Raw genomic sequence first — 16,099 nt, 5'->3', positions numbered from 1 at the left:
GAGGCTCAGCGCTGTGCGGTCGCGGACTCCGTGTCGTAGCGGGCGCGCAGGACCTTCTTGTCGATCTTGCCGACGGCCGTGAACGGCAGCGCGTCGGCCTGCTCGAGGATGTCGGGCAGTTTGTAGGTCGCCAGGCCGCGAGCGGTGAGGAATTCCTTGACCTCGACCAGGCTCGGCATCTCGCCGTCGATCACCAGGACGGCACAGACCTTTTCGCCGAGGGCCGCGTCGGGCAGACCGACCGCGGCCGCATGACGGACCGCGGGGTGGGCCATCAGGTGTTCCTCGAGTTCGTCGCAGGAGATGTTCTCGCCGCCGCGATTGATCACATCCTTGATCCGGCCGGAGACGATCAGATGCCCGCTCGGTAGTTGCCGCACCAGATCACCGCTGCGGTAGTAGCCGTCGGGGGTGACGGCGCGGGAATTATGTTCCGGGGCGCGGTAATAGCCGCGGATGGTGTAGGGGCCGCGGGTGAGGAGTTCGCCCTCCTCGCCGGGTGGGACGTCGTTGCCTTCGCCATCGACCACGCGGACCTCGTCGGCGGGGGAGAGCGGGCGACCTTGGGAGACCACGATCGTTTCCTCGGGGTCGTCGAGGCGGGTGTAGTTGATCAGCCCCTCGGCCATGCCGAACACCTGCTGCAGTGTCGCGCCCAGCGCCGGAGTCACCTCGCGAGCGTTGACCTCGGCCAATTTCGCGCCGCCGACCTGCAGCAGCCGCAGGCTCGACAGATCGGCCTCCTCCCATTCCACTGCCGCACACCACAATTGAGCCAGCGGCGGTACCACCGCCGTCACGGTGACGCCGTGGCGTTCGATGGTCGCGAACGCGTTCTCCGGACTCGGGTCGGCCAGCATGACGATCGACGCGCCCGCCGCGACCGTGCCCAGAATGCCCGGGCACGACAGCGGGAAGTTGTGCGCGGCCGGCAGTGCCGCCATGTACACGTCGTCGGAGGTCAGCCCGCAGACCTCGGCGCTGGCGCGGGCGTTGTAGTGGTAGTCGTCGTGGGTGCGGGCGATGAGCTTCGGCAGGCCGGTGGTGCCGCCGGAGACGAGCATCACCGCGATACCGGACGCGTCGACGTCCGGCAGCGAATCGCCATCGCGCGCAATGGTTCTCAGATCGACGTACGCGCCGGGATCACCGAGGACGAAGATCGTGCGCAGCGACGGCACCCGCTCGGCCACCGCGGCCGCCAGCTCGCGGTAATCGAAGTCGCCGACCTTGTCGGCCACGATGTAGCCGGCGGCGCCGGAGAGCCGGGTCAGATGTTCGATCTCGGCCTGCCGATGGGCCGGCAGGGCCAGTACCGGCACGATCGCGGCGCGCAGGAGCCCGAACAGCACCTCCACGAATTCGATCACGTTGGGCAGTTGGACCACGACCCGGTCGCCGGGCTCGAGTCCGGAGGCGAGCAACCCGTGGGCCGTGCGGTCGGCGCGGCGATCGAGTTCGGCATAGTCGATCGGTCCGGCGTCGGTGTGCAGGGCGGTTCGCCGAGGCCGGGTGCGGGCGGCGTCGCGCAGCAAGTCGCCCAGCGGTTCGCCGCGCCAGTAGCCCGCGGCTCGGTAGCTCTCGGCGAGTTCGGCCGGAAACGGTACGAAACCGTCGAGCAGGTCCTGCTGGGCGGGGGATATCGAAGTCACGGGTATCGCCTCACGGGTCGAGCTGCGCAGTATCGAAGCTGCCTTAGATAGGTTAGGCAACCCTATATTAGAAGTAGTGGTGACATGTCCGGGTGGTCCGAAACGCCGCGGCCCGGCTCCGCGACAAGAGCGCGCACCCGCCCGTGCCCGCCTAGACTCGTGCGGGTGAGCGGTTGGAACATCTCCGATATTCCGGACCAGAGTGGGCGCACGATCATCGTGACCGGCGCGAACAGCGGACTGGGCGCGGCCACCACCCGGGCCTTGGCGCAGGCCGGTGCGCAGGTGATCATGGCCTGCCGCGACGAGGTGAAGGCCCGCGCGGTCGCCGACACCATCGGTGAACGGGTGCAGGTGCGCCGGCTCGACCTGGCCGACCTGTCCTCGATCCGCGAATTCGCGCGCACGATCGATGGCGCCGACGTGCTGATCAACAACGCCGGGGTGATGGCCCTGCCGCTGCGCCGCACCGCCGACGGCTTCGAAATGCAGTTCGGGACCAACCATCTCGGCCATTTCGCGCTGACCGGCCTGCTGCTCGACAAGATCTCCGATCGCGTCGTCACGGTGTCCAGCGGCGCCCATATGATCGGCCGCATCGACCTCGCCGATCCGAACTACCAGCACCGGCGCTATGAGCGCTGGCGCGCCTACGGGCAGTCGAAACTGGCGAATCTGATGTTCGCCTACGAACTCCAGCGCCGCCTCACCGCGGCCGGTTCGCCGAAGGTGTCGGTGGCGGCCCACCCCGGCTACGCCAGCACCGAACTGCAGTCGCACACCGAGTCGTTCCTGGACGCGATCATGGCCCTGGGCAACCGGATTCTCGCCCAGTCGGCCGAAATGGGCGCGCTGCCAAGCCTTTACGCCGCCACCGCGAAGGTCGAACCCGGCGCGTTCTACGGCCCGACCCACCTCGGCGGCCTGCGCGGCTACCCCGAGCGCTGCGGCTCCTCGGCCGCCTCCCGCGACGAGGTCACCGCCCGCCGCCTCTGGGACCTGTCCGAACAACTCACCGACGTCACCTACTCGTTCGCCCGCCGGTGAGTCGATCCCCCTTCCACGTGACCGGCATCACTTCCGGTGATGTCACACCCCGTGGGTGCTCTTCCGTCATCTCTGTGTAGCGACGCCGCGCCGCGCGGCTCACTTTCCACAGGAGGATGGTCATGGAACCCCGTTTCGCTCTCTTCGCCAACGAGATCGCCGCCAAGTTCGTCAAGCGGATCGGTAACGCCGGCCAGGTCGTGGACAACTCGCCGCTGCCCAAGGCCACGCAGGAGTTGGTCAAGCTGCGCGCCAGCCAGATCAACGGGTGCGGCTTCTGCACCGATATGCATTCCAAGGACGCGGCCGCCGCGGGGGAGACCTCGGTGCGGCTCAACCTGGTCGCCGCGTGGCGCGAGGCGATCGTCTTCACCGAGGCCGAGCGGGCCGCGCTCGCGCTGACCGAGGAAGGCACCCGCATCGCCGATGTCCACCGCGGCATCAGCGAGCAGACCTGGGAGCAGGTGCGCAAGCACTACGACGACGAGCAGATCGGCGCTCTGATCTCGCTCATCGCGCTGATCAACGCCTACAACCGGCTCAACGTCATCGCCGGCACCCCGGCCGGCACCTACGAGCCCGGCATGTTCTGATTGCCGCACGCGAATTCGGGCCCGGCACAGGATCGTTCGATCCCGGCCGGGCCCCGTCGCATCCACGGCGGCTGTGGGGACCGTCACGTCCGCCCACCCGACCGGACCCGCCCGCACCGCGCCCCTGGTACAGTCGCCCTCGTGCAGCGCGCGTATTTCTGGTTTACCAAGCCGGCCCCGGGTGGGTCGGTCGGTGACCCGCGCTGACCTTCTCCCACCCCGAGCCGGACTGCAGACCGGCTCCACGGGATTTCGCTCGGTGGGTCGGCCTGAGAAAAGGAACCCGTCATGACCACCGCAGCCGATGTCGACGCCGCACACAGTGACCTCGACGATCAGCGCACGCTGAGTATCAGCCCTCTCCTCTCGCCCGCCGAGGTTCGCCGCGAGCATCCGATCGACGATGCGCTCGCCGATACCGTGCGGGCCGGTCGCGCCGCCACCGTCGAAGTCCTCGACGGCGCCGACGACCGCCTGATGGTCGTCGTCGGCCCGTGTTCGGTGCACGACCCCGAGGCTGCCCTCGACTACGCGCGCCGCCTGGCCGCCAAGAGCGCCGAACTCTCCGACCGGCTGCACGTCGTGATGCGCGTCTACTTCGAGAAGCCGCGCACCACCCTCGGGTGGAAGGGCCTGATCAACGATCCGCATCTGGACGGTTCGTTCGACGTCAACACCGGTCTCGGACTGGGGCGGCGGCTGCTGGTCGACATCACGGGTCTCGGCCTGCCCGTGGCCTGCGAATTCCTCGATCCGATCACCCCGCAGTACATCGCGGATCTGGTGTCCTACGGCGCGATCGGCGCGCGCACGGCGGCCAGCCAGGTGCACCGGCAGCTCTCCAGTGCGCTGTCGATGCCGGTCGGGATCAAGAACGGCACCGACGGCGATGTGCAGGTGGCCGTGGACGGGGTGCGCGCGGCCGGGGCCAGCCACGTCTTCCCCGGCACCGATCTCGACGGCCGCTCGGCGCTCATCCGCACCAGCGGCAACCCCGACTGCCACGTGATCCTGCGTGGCGGTAGTGCCGGCACGAACTACGACGCCGCCTCCGTCGCCGAGGCCTGCCTGCGCCTGGAGAAGTCGGGACTGCCGCAGCGGGTGGTCGTCGATGCCAGCCACGGCAACAGCAACAAGGACCACAACAAGCAGGTCGACGTGGTCACCGATATCGCCGAGCGGATCGCCGCCGGCGACCGCGCGGTGGTGGGTGTGATGATGGAGAGTTTCCTGGTCGCCGGCCGTCAGGACCTCACCCTCGGCCACGCCGACGAACTGACCTACGGCCGGTCCATCACCGACGCCTGCCTGGACTGGGAGACCACGGCGGCGCAGCTGGACCGCCTCGCCGACGCGGTGGCCCGGCGCCGGGGCTGAGACATGGTGGCGGTCACCTTCGCTCGCGGCTCGCGGCGTTGGTGACCGCGCGATCGTGCGCCACCGGCGATCACACGTGGGCCGCGTGCAGACGGCGGACCGCCTCGTCGAGTGTGTCGTCCCGCTTGCAGAACGCGAAGCGCACCAAGCGATTCCACGAGTCGCGGTCGTCGGCGAAGACTTCGATCGGGACCGCGACGACGCCGAGCCGCTGCGGCAGCTCCCGGCAGAAGACCAGCGCGTCGGCAGAGCTCAGCGGGCTGATGTCGGCGCAGACGAAATACGTCGCATCGCTGCGCTTGACCAGGAATCCGGCGTCGGCCAGTGCTTCCGACAGGCGAATGCGTTTGTCGGACAAGCTGTTACGAAGGTCGGCTACCCACTGCTGCTCGTTCTCGAGGGCGTAGGCGACCGCCGGTTGGAACGGCCCGCCGCCGACGAAGCTCATGAACTGCTTGGCGGCCAGCAATCCGTCGATCAGCGGTGCCGGGCCGCACGCCCACCCGATCTTCCAGCCGGTGACGCTGAATGTCTTCGCGGCACTGGAGATCACGACCGTGCGCTCGAACATGCCGGGCAGCGTCGAGATGCTGATATGGGTGTTGCCGTCGTAGACGAGATGTTCGTACACCTCGTCGGAGACCACGATCAGATCGTGCTCGCGGGCCAGTTCCGCGATCGCCTCGAGGTCGGCCCGGGACAGGATCGCCCCGGTGGGGTTGTGCGGCGAATTCAGCAGCAGCATACGGGTTTTCGGGGTGATCGCCGCGCGCAGGCTGTCCAGGTCGAGGACGAATCCGTTGCCGTCGGGCACCAGCCGCGCGGTGCGGCGGGTGGCGCCCGCCAGGGCGACCACCGCGGCGTAGGAGTCGTAGTACGGCTCGATCAGCACCACTTCCTCGTCGGCCTCCACCAGGCCGAGCACCGCCGCCGCGATCGCCTCCGTGGCGCCGACGGTGACCACCACCTGCGAGTCGACGTGGTAGTCCACGCCGTAGCGTCGTTTCCGGTCCGCCGCGATCGCCCGGCGCAGAACCGGCATGCCGCGCCCCGGCGGGTACTGATTCAGCCCGTCGGCGATGGCGGTGCGGGCCACCTCCAGCATCGCGGCCGGGCCGTCCGTATCGGGGAATCCCTGACCGAGGTTGACCGCGTCGTGGCGCACGGCCAGTTCGGTCATCTCCGCGAAGATCGTGGCGCGGAACGGGCGCAGGCGGGCGACGGTGGGGATGGCTGACATGGTCCCAACGTAGCGATATCGCCCCCGTGGCCGCGGCGCGCACCCCGGCCCGGGGACCGGGTCGATGCTTGCCGTGCGTTCGCCAGGGTTGCGACGCGATAGCGAAAGGGTATGTTTCACATTTCATTCGTGCGTTTGACCTGCGTTGTTGTGTGGTTTCCCGATGGCGGCTAGCCTCCCCGTGTTCTATCTCACAACCACTTCGGTGGTGGCTCGAAAGGGGCGATGTATGGCCTCCTATCTCGACCTTCTGCTGCATCCGGCGGCGGGAACGGTCCTCGGATACATCAACGACACCCTGCACAACATCTTCAGCAACGATTGGGGCTGGGGTTCCTCGACGCCGAACTGGGGTACCGGATCGTCCACGGGCAACTGGGGACTCGGTTCGAGCACCCCGGACATGTGGACCGGTTCGTCCACTCCGTAGTCCGTCGATACAGCAGTGACGACCTTGTCGTGGTGTGGGTCCCTCAGGGGAGAGAAGAGGTCGAGCCGCCGGGACGCTCGATGCGTTCCGGCGGCTACGCCGGATCCCGGGGCAGGCGAATGCCACCGAGCTTCGCGGGATTGGCGATATCGTAAGTGCCCCAGATCAATCCGTCGCGGACGGTGAAGCCGACCACGCGCGGTGGTGATCCCGGCGCGCCGTCGCGCGGGGCGCGCTCGTGCAGCAGCAACCCGAGTTGCCCGTTGACGCCGACGAATTCGAATCGATCGGAATCGGTGGGCGAGAGTTCGGCCCGGTCCACCTGATACATCCGGATGAGCCCGAGGACGAACCGCGCGATCTTGTCCGCGCCGACGATCGTCCGCGCGGCCGTCTTCGCGGTGCCGCCGGTATCGCCGATGAAGACGGAATCCGGATGCAGGGCCGCGACGACCGCGTCCACATCGCCGGAATACAGCGCCTCGAGCAGTCGCTGCACGGCAGCGAGATGTTCGGTGTCCGACACCGGTTCCGGGGCCGCGGCCAGCGATTTCCGGGCCCGGACCGCGAGTTGCCGCGCCGCCTCCGGCGTCACCTCGAGCAGTTGGGCGATCTCGTCGAACGGCACCGAGAACCCGTCGTGCAGGACGAAGGCCACTCGCTGCGGCGGCGTCAGCGCGTCGAGGACCACCAGCGCGGCGAAACGGCAATCCTGTTTGCGCACCACCGTTTCCAGCGGATCCGGCAGATTCGACGGCGTCACTGCGGTGACGATCGGCTCCGGAAGCCATTGCCCCACATAGCTTTCCCGCCGGACAGCGGCGCTGCGCAGCCGATCCAGGCAGATCCGGCTGACCACGGTCGTCAGCCAGGCGCGCAGGTCCTCGATCTCGGACTGGTGGGCGGTGGCCAGTCGCAGCCAGCTCTCCTGCACCGCGTCCTCGGCGTCGGCCACGCTGCCGGTCAGCCGGTAACCCACCGACAGCAGATGCGGCCGATGGGATTCGAACAGATCGGCGAGCAACGCGGCAACCATTGGCCCGATTCTACGGTCGCCGGAAATCCGCTGGGCCACCGCAGGGTTGCGTGCCAGCATGAAGCGGTGGAGGACTGTGTACTGACCGACGAGACGGTGTGGTTGTCGCGCCCGCGCGAGGCCGATATCGACGCGATCGTCGCCTGCTGCCGGCAGCCGTCGATTCCGGAGTGGACGACGGTGCCGGTGCCGTATCGGCGGGCCGACGCCGTGGGATTCCTGACCGATATCGTCGCGCCCGGGTGGGCGGCCCACAGTCCGGTCTGGGCCGTGCGCACGGCGGCGGACGGGCCGGTGGCCGGCATGGTCGGCCTGGAAGCCGGCTCGCAGCCCGGGGCCGCCGAGATCGGCTTCTGGCTCAGCGCCGAGGTGCGCGGGCGCGGGTTGATGACCCGCAGCGTCGGGCTGGTCTGTGATTTCGGTTTCGCCGCCGACGGGCTCGGCCTGAGCCGCATCGAGTGGCGGGCGTTCGTCGGCAACCTCGCCTCCGCCGCGGTGGTGCGGCGGACCGGCTTCCATTACGAAGGTCTGCTACGCGGGGCCGGCGTGCAGCGCGGCGTGCGCAGGGATTCCTGGATCGCCGGGCGGCTGGCCGGTGATCCGCCGCGGCCGGCCACCGACTGGCCGCCCCTGCGCGGGCCCGGATCGGCACGCTGAGCCGCTTCCGGGTGCGAGTGCGCTCACAGCGAACATCTGCCCAGCTCGCGTAGGGTTGATGAAGGTTTGTCGGGGGGTCCGGCAACAATGTGGGACGTATTCCCCGAGCGCAGGGGGCCGACCCGAGAATCTGGAGGAGGTGCCGTGACGGACGGACCGCTCATCGTGCAGAGCGACAAAACCCTGCTGCTCGAGGTGGATCACGAGCAGGCCGATGCGGCCCGGCAGGCGATCGCGCCGTTCGCCGAACTCGAACGCGCACCCGAGCACGTGCACACCTACCGGGTGACACCGCTGGCGCTGTGGAACGCGCGGGCGGCGGGGCACGACGCCGAACAGGTCGTCGACGCGCTGGTCAACTATTCGCGCTACGCGGTGCCGCAGCCGCTGCTGGTCGACGTCGTCGAGACCATGGCCCGCTACGGGCGATTGCAACTGGTCAAACATCCCGCGCATGGGCTGGTGCTGGTCAGCCTGGATCGTGCTGTGCTGGAAGAGGTGTTGCGGCACAAGAAGATTCAGCCGATGCTCGGCGCCCGCATCGACGACGACACGGTCGTCGTGCACCCCTCCGAGCGCGGTCGGATCAAACAGATGCTGCTGAAGGTCGGGTGGCCGGCCGAGGACCTCGCCGGATACGTCGACGGCGAGGCCCATCGCATCGATCTGGACTTCGGCACCCACGAATGGCATCTGCGCGACTATCAGGAGCTGGCCGCCGATTCGTTCTGGGCCGGCGGTTCCGGTGTGGTGGTGCTGCCCTGCGGCGCGGGCAAGACGATGGTCGGCGCCGCCGCGATGGCCAAGGCCCAGGCGACGACGCTGATCCTGGTCACCAACACCGTGGCCGGTAGGCAGTGGAAGCGGGAACTGCTCGCGCGCACCTCGCTGACCGAGGACGAGATCGGGGAGTACTCCGGCGAGCGCAAGGAGATCCGCCCGGTCACCATCGCCACCTATCAGGTGATCACCCGCAAGACCAAGGGCGAATACAAACACCTGGAACTGTTCGACAGCCGCGACTGGGGCCTGGTCATCTACGACGAGGTCCACCTGCTGCCCGCCCCCGTGTTCCGGATGACCGCGGATCTGCAGTCCCGGCGCCGGCTCGGGCTCACCGCGACGCTGGTGCGCGAGGACGGCCGCGAGGGTGACGTGTTCTCGCTGATCGGCCCGAAACGCTACGACGCGCCGTGGAAGGACATCGAGGCGCAGGGCTGGATCGCGCCGGCCGACTGCATCGAGGTGCGGGTCACGCTCACCGAAGCCGAACGCATGGCCTACGCCACCGCCGAACCGGAGGAGCGCTACAAGCTCTGCTCCACCGCGCGCACGAAGCTCCCCGTCGTCGAATCCATCCTGGCCCGGCACCGCGATGCGCCCAGCCTGGTGATCGGGGCCTATCTCGACCAGCTCGACGAACTCGGCGAACATCTCAACGCTCCGGTCATCCAGGGCTCGACACGGACCAAGGAGCGCGAGGCGCTGTTCGACGCGTTCCGCAACGGCGAAATTCCGGTTCTCGTGGTCAGCAAGGTGGCGAACTTCTCCATCGATCTGCCGGAAGCGTCCGTGGCCGTTCAGGTTTCGGGCACTTTCGGTTCCCGTCAGGAGGAGGCCCAGCGCCTGGGCCGGTTGCTGCGCCCGAAATCCGACGGCGGTCAGGCGCACTTCTACTCGGTGGTGGCACGTGACACGCTGGATGCCGAATACGCGGCCCACCGCCAGCGTTTCCTTGCCGAACAGGGGTATGCCTATCGCATCACCGATGCGGACGACCTGCTGGGCCCGGCGATCGGGTAGGCGCGGCCGGTCGGCCGTGGTGGCGCCGCTGGGTTACCGCTGCCGGACAGATGTAAGGATTTGAGACGTGCGACGCTTCGAATTCGCGGTCGACCGCGAACATGCCCGGGCGGTGAACGAAGTCGTCCGCGATATCCGGCGGCTGCGGATACTGGCCTTCACCGCGGCCATCGTGCTCGGTCTCGGCACCGCTGGGCTGATCTGGCTGAATCACCCGTACTCGTTCCTGCTGGCGGTGGCCTTCGCGTTGGCGACCATCACCGCGCTGTTCGTCGCGCTGTGGACGCCGTACCGCTCGCGCATCGAGAAGTTGTACGCCGAGGGCGAGCTGGTTCCGGCCGTCGTCTCGGGGCGGCACCCGAAAGGGATCACCCTGCTCGCGCTGGTGAACCTCGCCAAGCCCGGGGCCGTGCCCCGCTACGCGCTGATCACCCGCGTGGTGCGCGCGCTGCCGGGGCACGAGACCGACGCCGGGGAACAGGTACCGGCGGTGACCGTGCGAGCCGATCGGGCGCCGCGCTCGGTCGGCGATCTGCGCCAGCCGGTGAGCGCCATGCCCATCGCGTGGGGCACCCGCGACATCGGCGTGATCGAGCGCGCCCGCGCCGCGATCAGCGATGTGGAGTGGAAATTGCTGGCCGACAATCTCGGCCTCGCCGAGAAGGTGGGACGGGTCGACTCCCGGCGGCTGCTGCTGGATCCGCAACAGCTGCCCGAGGAACTGCGCGGTTGACGCGTGTGGCGGCTCCGGTGTGCAGCGGGGCCGACTAGCATCGTCGGTTGGTCGGCACGCCGTGCCGCGAAAGGGGTGGAGGGTCGATGAAGTCGCATGCCTGGGCACGGTGTCTCACGGCGGGAGCGTTGTGCGGGGTGGCGCTGGTGCTCCCGGCCCAGGTGCAGCCGGTGCCGGCGCAGGCCCAGCCCGCCGCCGATCCGTTCACCGGATCGTCCGGCCTCGGCGACCCCTACTATCCCGATGACGGCAACGGCGGCTACGACGTGCAGCACTACGACGTCGCCATCGATTACGACCCACCGAGCAGGCATCTCACCGGCAAGGCGCGGATCGACGCGGTGGCGACCCAGCCGCTGCGCGCGTTCAACCTCGACTACGCCGGACCCGCGGTCGCGAAGGTGTCGGTGAACAATCTGCCGGCGGGCTTCACCACCGGTGGTGAACACGAACTGACCGTCACCCCGGCGCTGCCGGTGTTGCCCGGGCTGCCGTTCACGGTGACCGTCGACTACGCGGGCACCGAATCCGACGATCCCGATTCCGGCTGGACGATCTCGCCGAGCGGCGGCGCCTTCGCCGCCGGTGAACCGCATTCGGCGACCACCTGGTACCCGCTCAACGACACCCCGGTGGACAAGGCGACCTTCGATCTACAGGTGACTATTCCGCAGGAATGGCAAGCGGTGTCGAACGGCCTGCGGATCAGCGATACCGTCGCCGGGGACAAGCGCACGGTGCAGTGGAGTTCGAGCCATCCGTCGATCGGCTATCTCACCACGGTCGCGATCGACCACTTCGATTTCCTCGAACAACGCCGCGCGAACGGCACTCCGCTGATCAGCGCCTTCGCGCCGGGGGCGGACAGGGGCAGGACGCTCGAGCAGCGGCTGCCGGAGGTGCTCGATTTCCTCGAATCCCTGTACGGCCCCTATCCGTTCGAGAGCGGCGGCGGTATCTACGTCGACACCGATCTGCACTTCTCGCTGGAGACCCAGACCCGGCCCATCTACGCGCCGTGGACCGATCTCGACACCGTCGTCCACGAGAACACCCATCAGTGGTGGGGCGATTCGATGTCGGTGCGGAACTGGTCGGATATCTGCCTGAACGAATGCTTCGCCAGCTATACCGCCGATTATCTGTGGCCGGAGCGGAAAGAGGGCAAGGATGTGGACACCCTCTATCGCCGCACCATCGCCAAAACCCTCGACAATCCGGGGTACTGGGAGATTCCGCTGCAAAACCCCGGGGCCGGAAACGAATTCACCACGGTGTATTCACGGGGCCCGCTGTTTCTGCACGCCCTGCGCCACGAACTCGGTGACGACGTGTTCTTTCCCGCCGTGGCGCAATTCGTGCGGTCACATGCCTACGGCAACGCGTCCATGCCGGAATTCCGTAGCTTCATCCAAACGAAGACCGCGACGGATCTGAGCGGATTCTTCACCGCCTGGCTCGATACCACCGCGCCGCCGCCGGACCAGTACCTGTACCCGGGTTCGCTGCGCGGCTGAACATTCTCGGCGGCAAGGGTTTTCGCGGCTCTCAGCGCACCTCGTCCACGCGTCGCCGCGCCTGCTCGAGGTCCGCGTCGGCTCGTCGCAACGCCGCTTCCGCGGATTCCACCCCCGCGGCGGCGAATCGGCGGGATTCCTCGGTCCGCGCGAGTTCGTCGCGCAGCGCGGTGATCCGCTCGTCCAGGGCGGCCACGTCGGAGCGTTGCCGCTCGAGGTCGGCAGCCGTCGAATCTCGTTCTGCGCGAGCGTCTTCCAGAGCTTCCCGGGCGGCAGCAGCCGCATCGGCGCCGGTGTCGGCAGGTTCCTCGGCCTCCTCGTCCGGGACAGCAGCCAAGGCGGGCCCGGCCGGGCCGAAACCGGCGTAGTCGACCGCGGCGGCCAGCACGCCGGCACGGACCTGGTCGGTGACCTCCGGATCCGCCAGTGCCGCATTGAGAGTCTGCGCGACCGCGCGCAACACCGGTTCGGTGAGATTCTTCCCGGCGTCGGAGGCGAGGCGAGCGGCCTTGTCCGTCAACGCGTTCACCGCCTTGCGGCGTTGGTCGGCCAGGGCGCGCATCCGATCGGCCGACAGTGTCCGTTGCGCTTCGCGCAACGCCTCGCCGAGATCCAGCAGTGCCCCCAATTCCTGGGTTGCCTTGTGCGCCAGCAGATTCACCGCCCACGCCGCGACGGTCGGGCGCCGCAGCCGCGATATCGCCGTGGCCAGCTGTTTATCGCCGTTCGCGCGCGCGGTGCGGGCCGCTTCGTCACGGGCGGCCACGAATTCGCCGGGGTCGAGGGCATAGAGCTCTGCGGTTTTCTGCTCGAGCTTCATGCTGCAGAGCGTAACGATTCGGGCGAGGATATCGACTACAGATCACGCGTGTGCGGCTGCACTCGCGGATTGTCGAAAGGTGTATCGGATCGTGAATTATTTCGGGCTCCTGCTACTCAACCACCTGCTGCCCAGCATCGTGGACTATTCGCTGATGGGTCTGTACGGCCTGCACTCGCTGCACATGTGAGGCAGGACCCGCCCGGCAGGGCGGGCGGGTATCCTCCCCACCACGTTCGCCATAGGTGAGCGGCTCGGCGAGAAAGGTTTTCGTAGGTGAAGTTCGCAGGACCGAGACCGGTCAAGGGTCTCGTGCTGGCGCTCATGGCGGTCGCCGCCCTGACTGTGACCGGCTGTTCGATGTTTTCCGATGCGGCAAAATCCGATACCGCCCGCGCGAAGGTCGGTGACTGCATCAATGTGCTGGAGGGATCGCCCGCAGATTCCGAGACCGAGCCGGTGGACTGCTCCTCGGCCAAGGCCGTCTACACGGTGAAATCGACCTCCGACAAGAAGCAGGACTGCGGGACCGAATACTCCTCGTACGAGGAGACCTTCAACGGCGGTACCACCGCGTTCCTGTGCCTGGCGCCCAATCTCAAACAGGGCAGCTGCTATCACGAGGACAAGACGACCGGATACTCCTACGCCGAGTGCGACTCGGCGGAGGCGACGGTCAAGGTCGTGAAGCGGGTCGACGGTCAGAACGACGAATTCCTGTGCGACGCGAATTCGACCTTCCTGACGCTCTCGGAGCCGAAGACCACGTTCTGTCTGGCCAACCCCAAGAGTTGACCCCCGCTGTCGGAGTTCGGGCCCGCTTTCAGCCGCGGGTCACGACTCGACCAGCGCCACCGACGCGATCCGGTGCAAGGTGAAGTGCCGGATCGCGCCGGTGTCCGGATCGGTCGCATCCAGCTGACCGCCGGCCACCCGCACCGGTTCCACGATGCGCTGGGTGGCCACGCCCTGGGCGTCGACATAACCGATGTGCACCGGGCGGCGCACCCGCACCGCCAGTTGCAGCAGCGCCAGCGCGGCCGCGGTACTCGTGCGGGTGCCGTCGCTGCGTACGCGCTGGCCGGACCGGCTGCGGGCGGCCTTCTCCCCGGCGCGTAGTTCGCCCACCAGCAGCCGCAACTGTTCGGCACTGGGCGGAGTGGGCCGCCAGGCGTGGCGTTCGTTCGGACGGGTGGACAGCCGCGCCCCGCGCGGGCGCAGATCCACGAGCGCCCCCGACGAATCCTCGCCGGCCGGGCTGAAACCCGCCGCGCGCAGCCGCTCCAGCACCTCGCCCAGCGGCGCCTGCGAGATCGCCACCGTCGGTGCGACGGCCCGCAGCGCCAGCTCTGCTGCCACGGGTGCGGCCAGCACCTCGGCCAGCAGCGCCGGATCGTCACTGCGCACGAACGATTGCGCCATCCCGGCACGCAAGCGTCCGTGCCGGCGTGCCACATCGTCGATCAGGTACGTCAGCGATTGCGGGACCGGAGTCCGCGAATGGGCGGTGAACAGCTGATGCAGTTCGGCGGCGGTCATGCCGGCGTCGAGCGCGCGCCGCACCGATCCTTCGCCGATGCGGTAGACGGTGGCCGCGCCCGCGGATTCGATATCGGCGACCAGGGCGATGCGCTCCCGCAGGTCCGGCACGAGCGGTCCCGGGGCGACCACGGTCAGATCGGCTTGGACGAGCACGTGATCGACCGGCTCGGGCAGCGCCGCGTCCATTTCGGCCTCGGCGTCGGCGACGGTACCGTGCAGCAGCGCCCGGCCCGCGGAGGTCAGCGCGCCGCGGCCGACGATGCCCAGCGCCGCCGCCTCCGACAGCGTGCGCTCGACCGCCTCGATGCGGAAATGTCTGCGCCGCCGCGGCATTCGCCAACTGAGCACGCGCGCCACATCGGCGGCCGTGATCGCCGTACCCGGCGGGAACTCCGCGGTCACCGACAGAATCGCGCGCCGATCGGGGACCGCGTGTGCCGTGCGCAGCTCGGCCGAGAGGGCGGCCAGCGGTTTGTCGTTCACATCGCGCAGGCCGATCATCCAGGGGAATCGGTCCAACTCCAGCCAGGCATGCGCGAGCACCGCCCATCGGCGCGCCGCGGGGCCCTCCAGCCAGCCGTCCGAGGCGATGGTGGGCGCCCAGTAGTCCTCTCCGGCGTCGTTGTCCGGTGCGGGCTCGGGAATTCCCTTGTCCAGCAGCCGGGCTGCCGCCAGCACCTCCACGAGCAGCCCTACCCGGGTCTCGTCGAGTCCGGTCTGTTTGGCGATGCGCCGCAGTTCCCGCACACCCAGGCCGCCCGCCCGCAGCACCGGCGCCGGCAACTGGGAGAGAACCTCGAGGATGTCGCCGGCGTGGCGCAGCAACTCGCCGACCTCACCGGCGGCCGCGGCGTTCACATCGGCGACGGAGTGCTCGCGGGTCTGCGGCTGCGGCGGTGTGAGGACATGGGGATCGGTGACCGGCTCGCGCCGCAGCACCTGGCCGACAGCCGACGGGAGCTCGACCGTCTCGTCGTCGATCCAGATCAGGAGCCGGCGGGCCAGCAGCCGTGGGATGGGCCGCTCCGGATCGGTGCCGGGCGCGGCGTCGCGGGTGCGGCCGCGGGGGCCGGTGGCCGCCAGCTTGTCGAGCAGAGCGCGTTCCGCGCCGCCGATCTCGCGCAGCGCCGCCTCGATCTCGGGTTCGGTCAGTGCGTCGGGGAGTTCCGTGGTGGCGCCCATCTGCCACGGCAGTGCCTCGGGCGCGGCGGCGACGACGAACAGATCGTCGGTGCCCCACACCAGCGCGCGCTCGATCAGGCGCGCGAGCGCGGTGTCGACGGCCGCGGCGGGGACCCGATCGGCGAGCAGTTCGTGCAGGCGCCCGCGAGGCAGCGGTCGCTCCTGGCGGCCGCCGCCGAATGCGTTGTGCGCGGCGAGGGTTTCGATCACGGCGAACTCGAGTGTGTTCAGATCGTCGGCGGCGCGCAGTACCGACGCCCGCTGTTCCGCGCGGGCGGCCAATACGGTCATCGAACCGGGCAACGGCACGGCGAGATCGGGGCGCAAACCCAGCAGCCGGACGAGATCGTCGTCGTCGCGGGAGCTCAGCCAGTCGGTGAGTGTGCCGAGCTCGGCGGGTCCGGCGTCGGCCCCGGAATGCGTCCCGGCGCCGTCGTCGGAGGCTCGGGCATCGGTCGTGGTCATCCAAT

The 16,099-nt window shown here is 68.8% G+C and carries 14 protein-coding genes; 9 read left to right on the top strand and 5 right to left on the bottom strand.

Annotation, left to right across the window (positions count from 1 at the left end):
- Window positions 1-5: 5 nt before the first annotated feature.
- On the bottom strand, window positions 6-1,652 hold the full coding sequence (locus tag NMI01S_RS02535) for a (2,3-dihydroxybenzoyl)adenylate synthase (protein ID WP_062994390.1): 1,647 nt from the start codon (window positions 1,650-1,652) through the stop codon (window positions 6-8).
- Window positions 1,653-1,817: 165 nt separating this feature from the next.
- Between NMI01S_RS02535 and NMI01S_RS02530 the strand changes: the two genes are divergently transcribed.
- The 3 genes from NMI01S_RS02530 to NMI01S_RS02520 all read left to right on the top strand — a co-directional run bounded on the left by NMI01S_RS02530 (window position 1,818) and on the right by NMI01S_RS02520 (window position 4,669).
- Window positions 1,818-2,699, top strand: coding sequence for an oxidoreductase (locus tag NMI01S_RS02530; RefSeq protein ID WP_062994389.1), 882 nt, complete (start codon window positions 1,818-1,820; stop codon window positions 2,697-2,699).
- 122 nt (window positions 2,700-2,821) lie between these two features.
- Complete coding sequence (locus NMI01S_RS02525) at window positions 2,822-3,292, top strand: carboxymuconolactone decarboxylase family protein (protein WP_062994737.1); 471 nt, start codon at window positions 2,822-2,824, stop codon at window positions 3,290-3,292.
- Between the two features lie 288 nt (window positions 3,293-3,580).
- Window positions 3,581-4,669, top strand: coding sequence for a 3-deoxy-7-phosphoheptulonate synthase (locus NMI01S_RS02520; RefSeq protein WP_062994388.1), 1,089 nt, complete (start codon window positions 3,581-3,583; stop codon window positions 4,667-4,669).
- A 70-nt stretch (window positions 4,670-4,739) separates the two neighbouring features.
- Here NMI01S_RS02520 and NMI01S_RS02515 read toward each other — a convergent pair whose 3' ends face one another.
- Complete coding sequence (locus NMI01S_RS02515) at window positions 4,740-5,909, bottom strand: pyridoxal phosphate-dependent aminotransferase (protein WP_062994387.1); 1,170 nt, start codon at window positions 5,907-5,909, stop codon at window positions 4,740-4,742.
- Between the two features lie 229 nt (window positions 5,910-6,138).
- On the opposite strand from NMI01S_RS02515, the gene NMI01S_RS02510 reads away from it, so the two are divergent.
- On the top strand, window positions 6,139-6,339 hold the full coding sequence (locus NMI01S_RS02510; RefSeq protein ID WP_030513254.1) for a hypothetical protein: 201 nt from the start codon (window positions 6,139-6,141) through the stop codon (window positions 6,337-6,339).
- 94 nt (window positions 6,340-6,433) lie between these two features.
- Here the strand turns inward: NMI01S_RS02510 and NMI01S_RS02505 are convergent, their stop codons facing one another.
- Window positions 6,434-7,375, bottom strand: a complete 942-nt coding sequence (locus NMI01S_RS02505; protein WP_062994386.1) for a sigma-70 family RNA polymerase sigma factor — start codon at window positions 7,373-7,375, stop codon at window positions 6,434-6,436.
- Window positions 7,376-7,441: 66 nt separating this feature from the next.
- Here NMI01S_RS02505 and NMI01S_RS02500 point away from each other — a divergent pair, with 66 nt between their 5' ends.
- The 4 genes from NMI01S_RS02500 (at window position 7,442) to NMI01S_RS02485 (ending at window position 12,085) form a co-directional block, all read left to right on the top strand.
- Window positions 7,442-8,032, top strand: a complete 591-nt coding sequence (locus NMI01S_RS02500; RefSeq protein WP_062994385.1) for a GNAT family N-acetyltransferase — start codon at window positions 7,442-7,444, stop codon at window positions 8,030-8,032.
- A 144-nt stretch (window positions 8,033-8,176) separates the two neighbouring features.
- Complete coding sequence (locus tag NMI01S_RS02495) at window positions 8,177-9,835, top strand: DNA repair helicase XPB (RefSeq protein WP_039776139.1); 1,659 nt, start codon at window positions 8,177-8,179, stop codon at window positions 9,833-9,835.
- A gap of 67 nt (window positions 9,836-9,902) precedes the next feature.
- The gene (locus NMI01S_RS02490) at window positions 9,903-10,568 is read left to right on the top strand and encodes a DUF3239 domain-containing protein (protein ID WP_062994384.1); all 666 of its coding nucleotides are present in this window, start codon (window positions 9,903-9,905) and stop codon (window positions 10,566-10,568) included.
- 86 nt (window positions 10,569-10,654) lie between these two features.
- Window positions 10,655-12,085, top strand: a complete 1,431-nt coding sequence (locus tag NMI01S_RS02485; protein ID WP_084512192.1) for a M1 family metallopeptidase — start codon at window positions 10,655-10,657, stop codon at window positions 12,083-12,085.
- 31 nt (window positions 12,086-12,116) lie between these two features.
- On the opposite strand, the gene NMI01S_RS02480 is transcribed toward NMI01S_RS02485, so the two are convergent.
- Window positions 12,117-12,905: a hypothetical protein gene (locus NMI01S_RS02480; protein WP_062994383.1), complete on the bottom strand. Its 789-nt coding sequence runs from the start codon at window positions 12,903-12,905 to the stop codon at window positions 12,117-12,119.
- Between the two features lie 276 nt (window positions 12,906-13,181).
- Between NMI01S_RS02480 and NMI01S_RS02475 the strand changes: the two genes are divergently transcribed.
- Window positions 13,182-13,700, top strand: coding sequence for an LppU/SCO3897 family protein (locus NMI01S_RS02475; RefSeq protein WP_157126014.1), 519 nt, complete (start codon window positions 13,182-13,184; stop codon window positions 13,698-13,700).
- A 39-nt stretch (window positions 13,701-13,739) separates the two neighbouring features.
- Here the strand turns inward: NMI01S_RS02475 and NMI01S_RS02470 are convergent, their stop codons facing one another.
- Window positions 13,740-16,094: a helicase-associated domain-containing protein gene (locus NMI01S_RS02470; protein WP_062994734.1), complete on the bottom strand. Its 2,355-nt coding sequence runs from the start codon at window positions 16,092-16,094 to the stop codon at window positions 13,740-13,742.
- Between the last annotated feature and the right edge of the window lie 5 nt (window positions 16,095-16,099).

The organism is Nocardia mikamii NBRC 108933 (genome assembly GCF_001613505.1).
Classification (GTDB): Bacteria; Actinomycetota; Actinomycetes; order Mycobacteriales; family Mycobacteriaceae; genus Nocardia; species Nocardia mikamii.
This window is presented reverse-complemented; position numbering and strand designations above follow the sequence as displayed.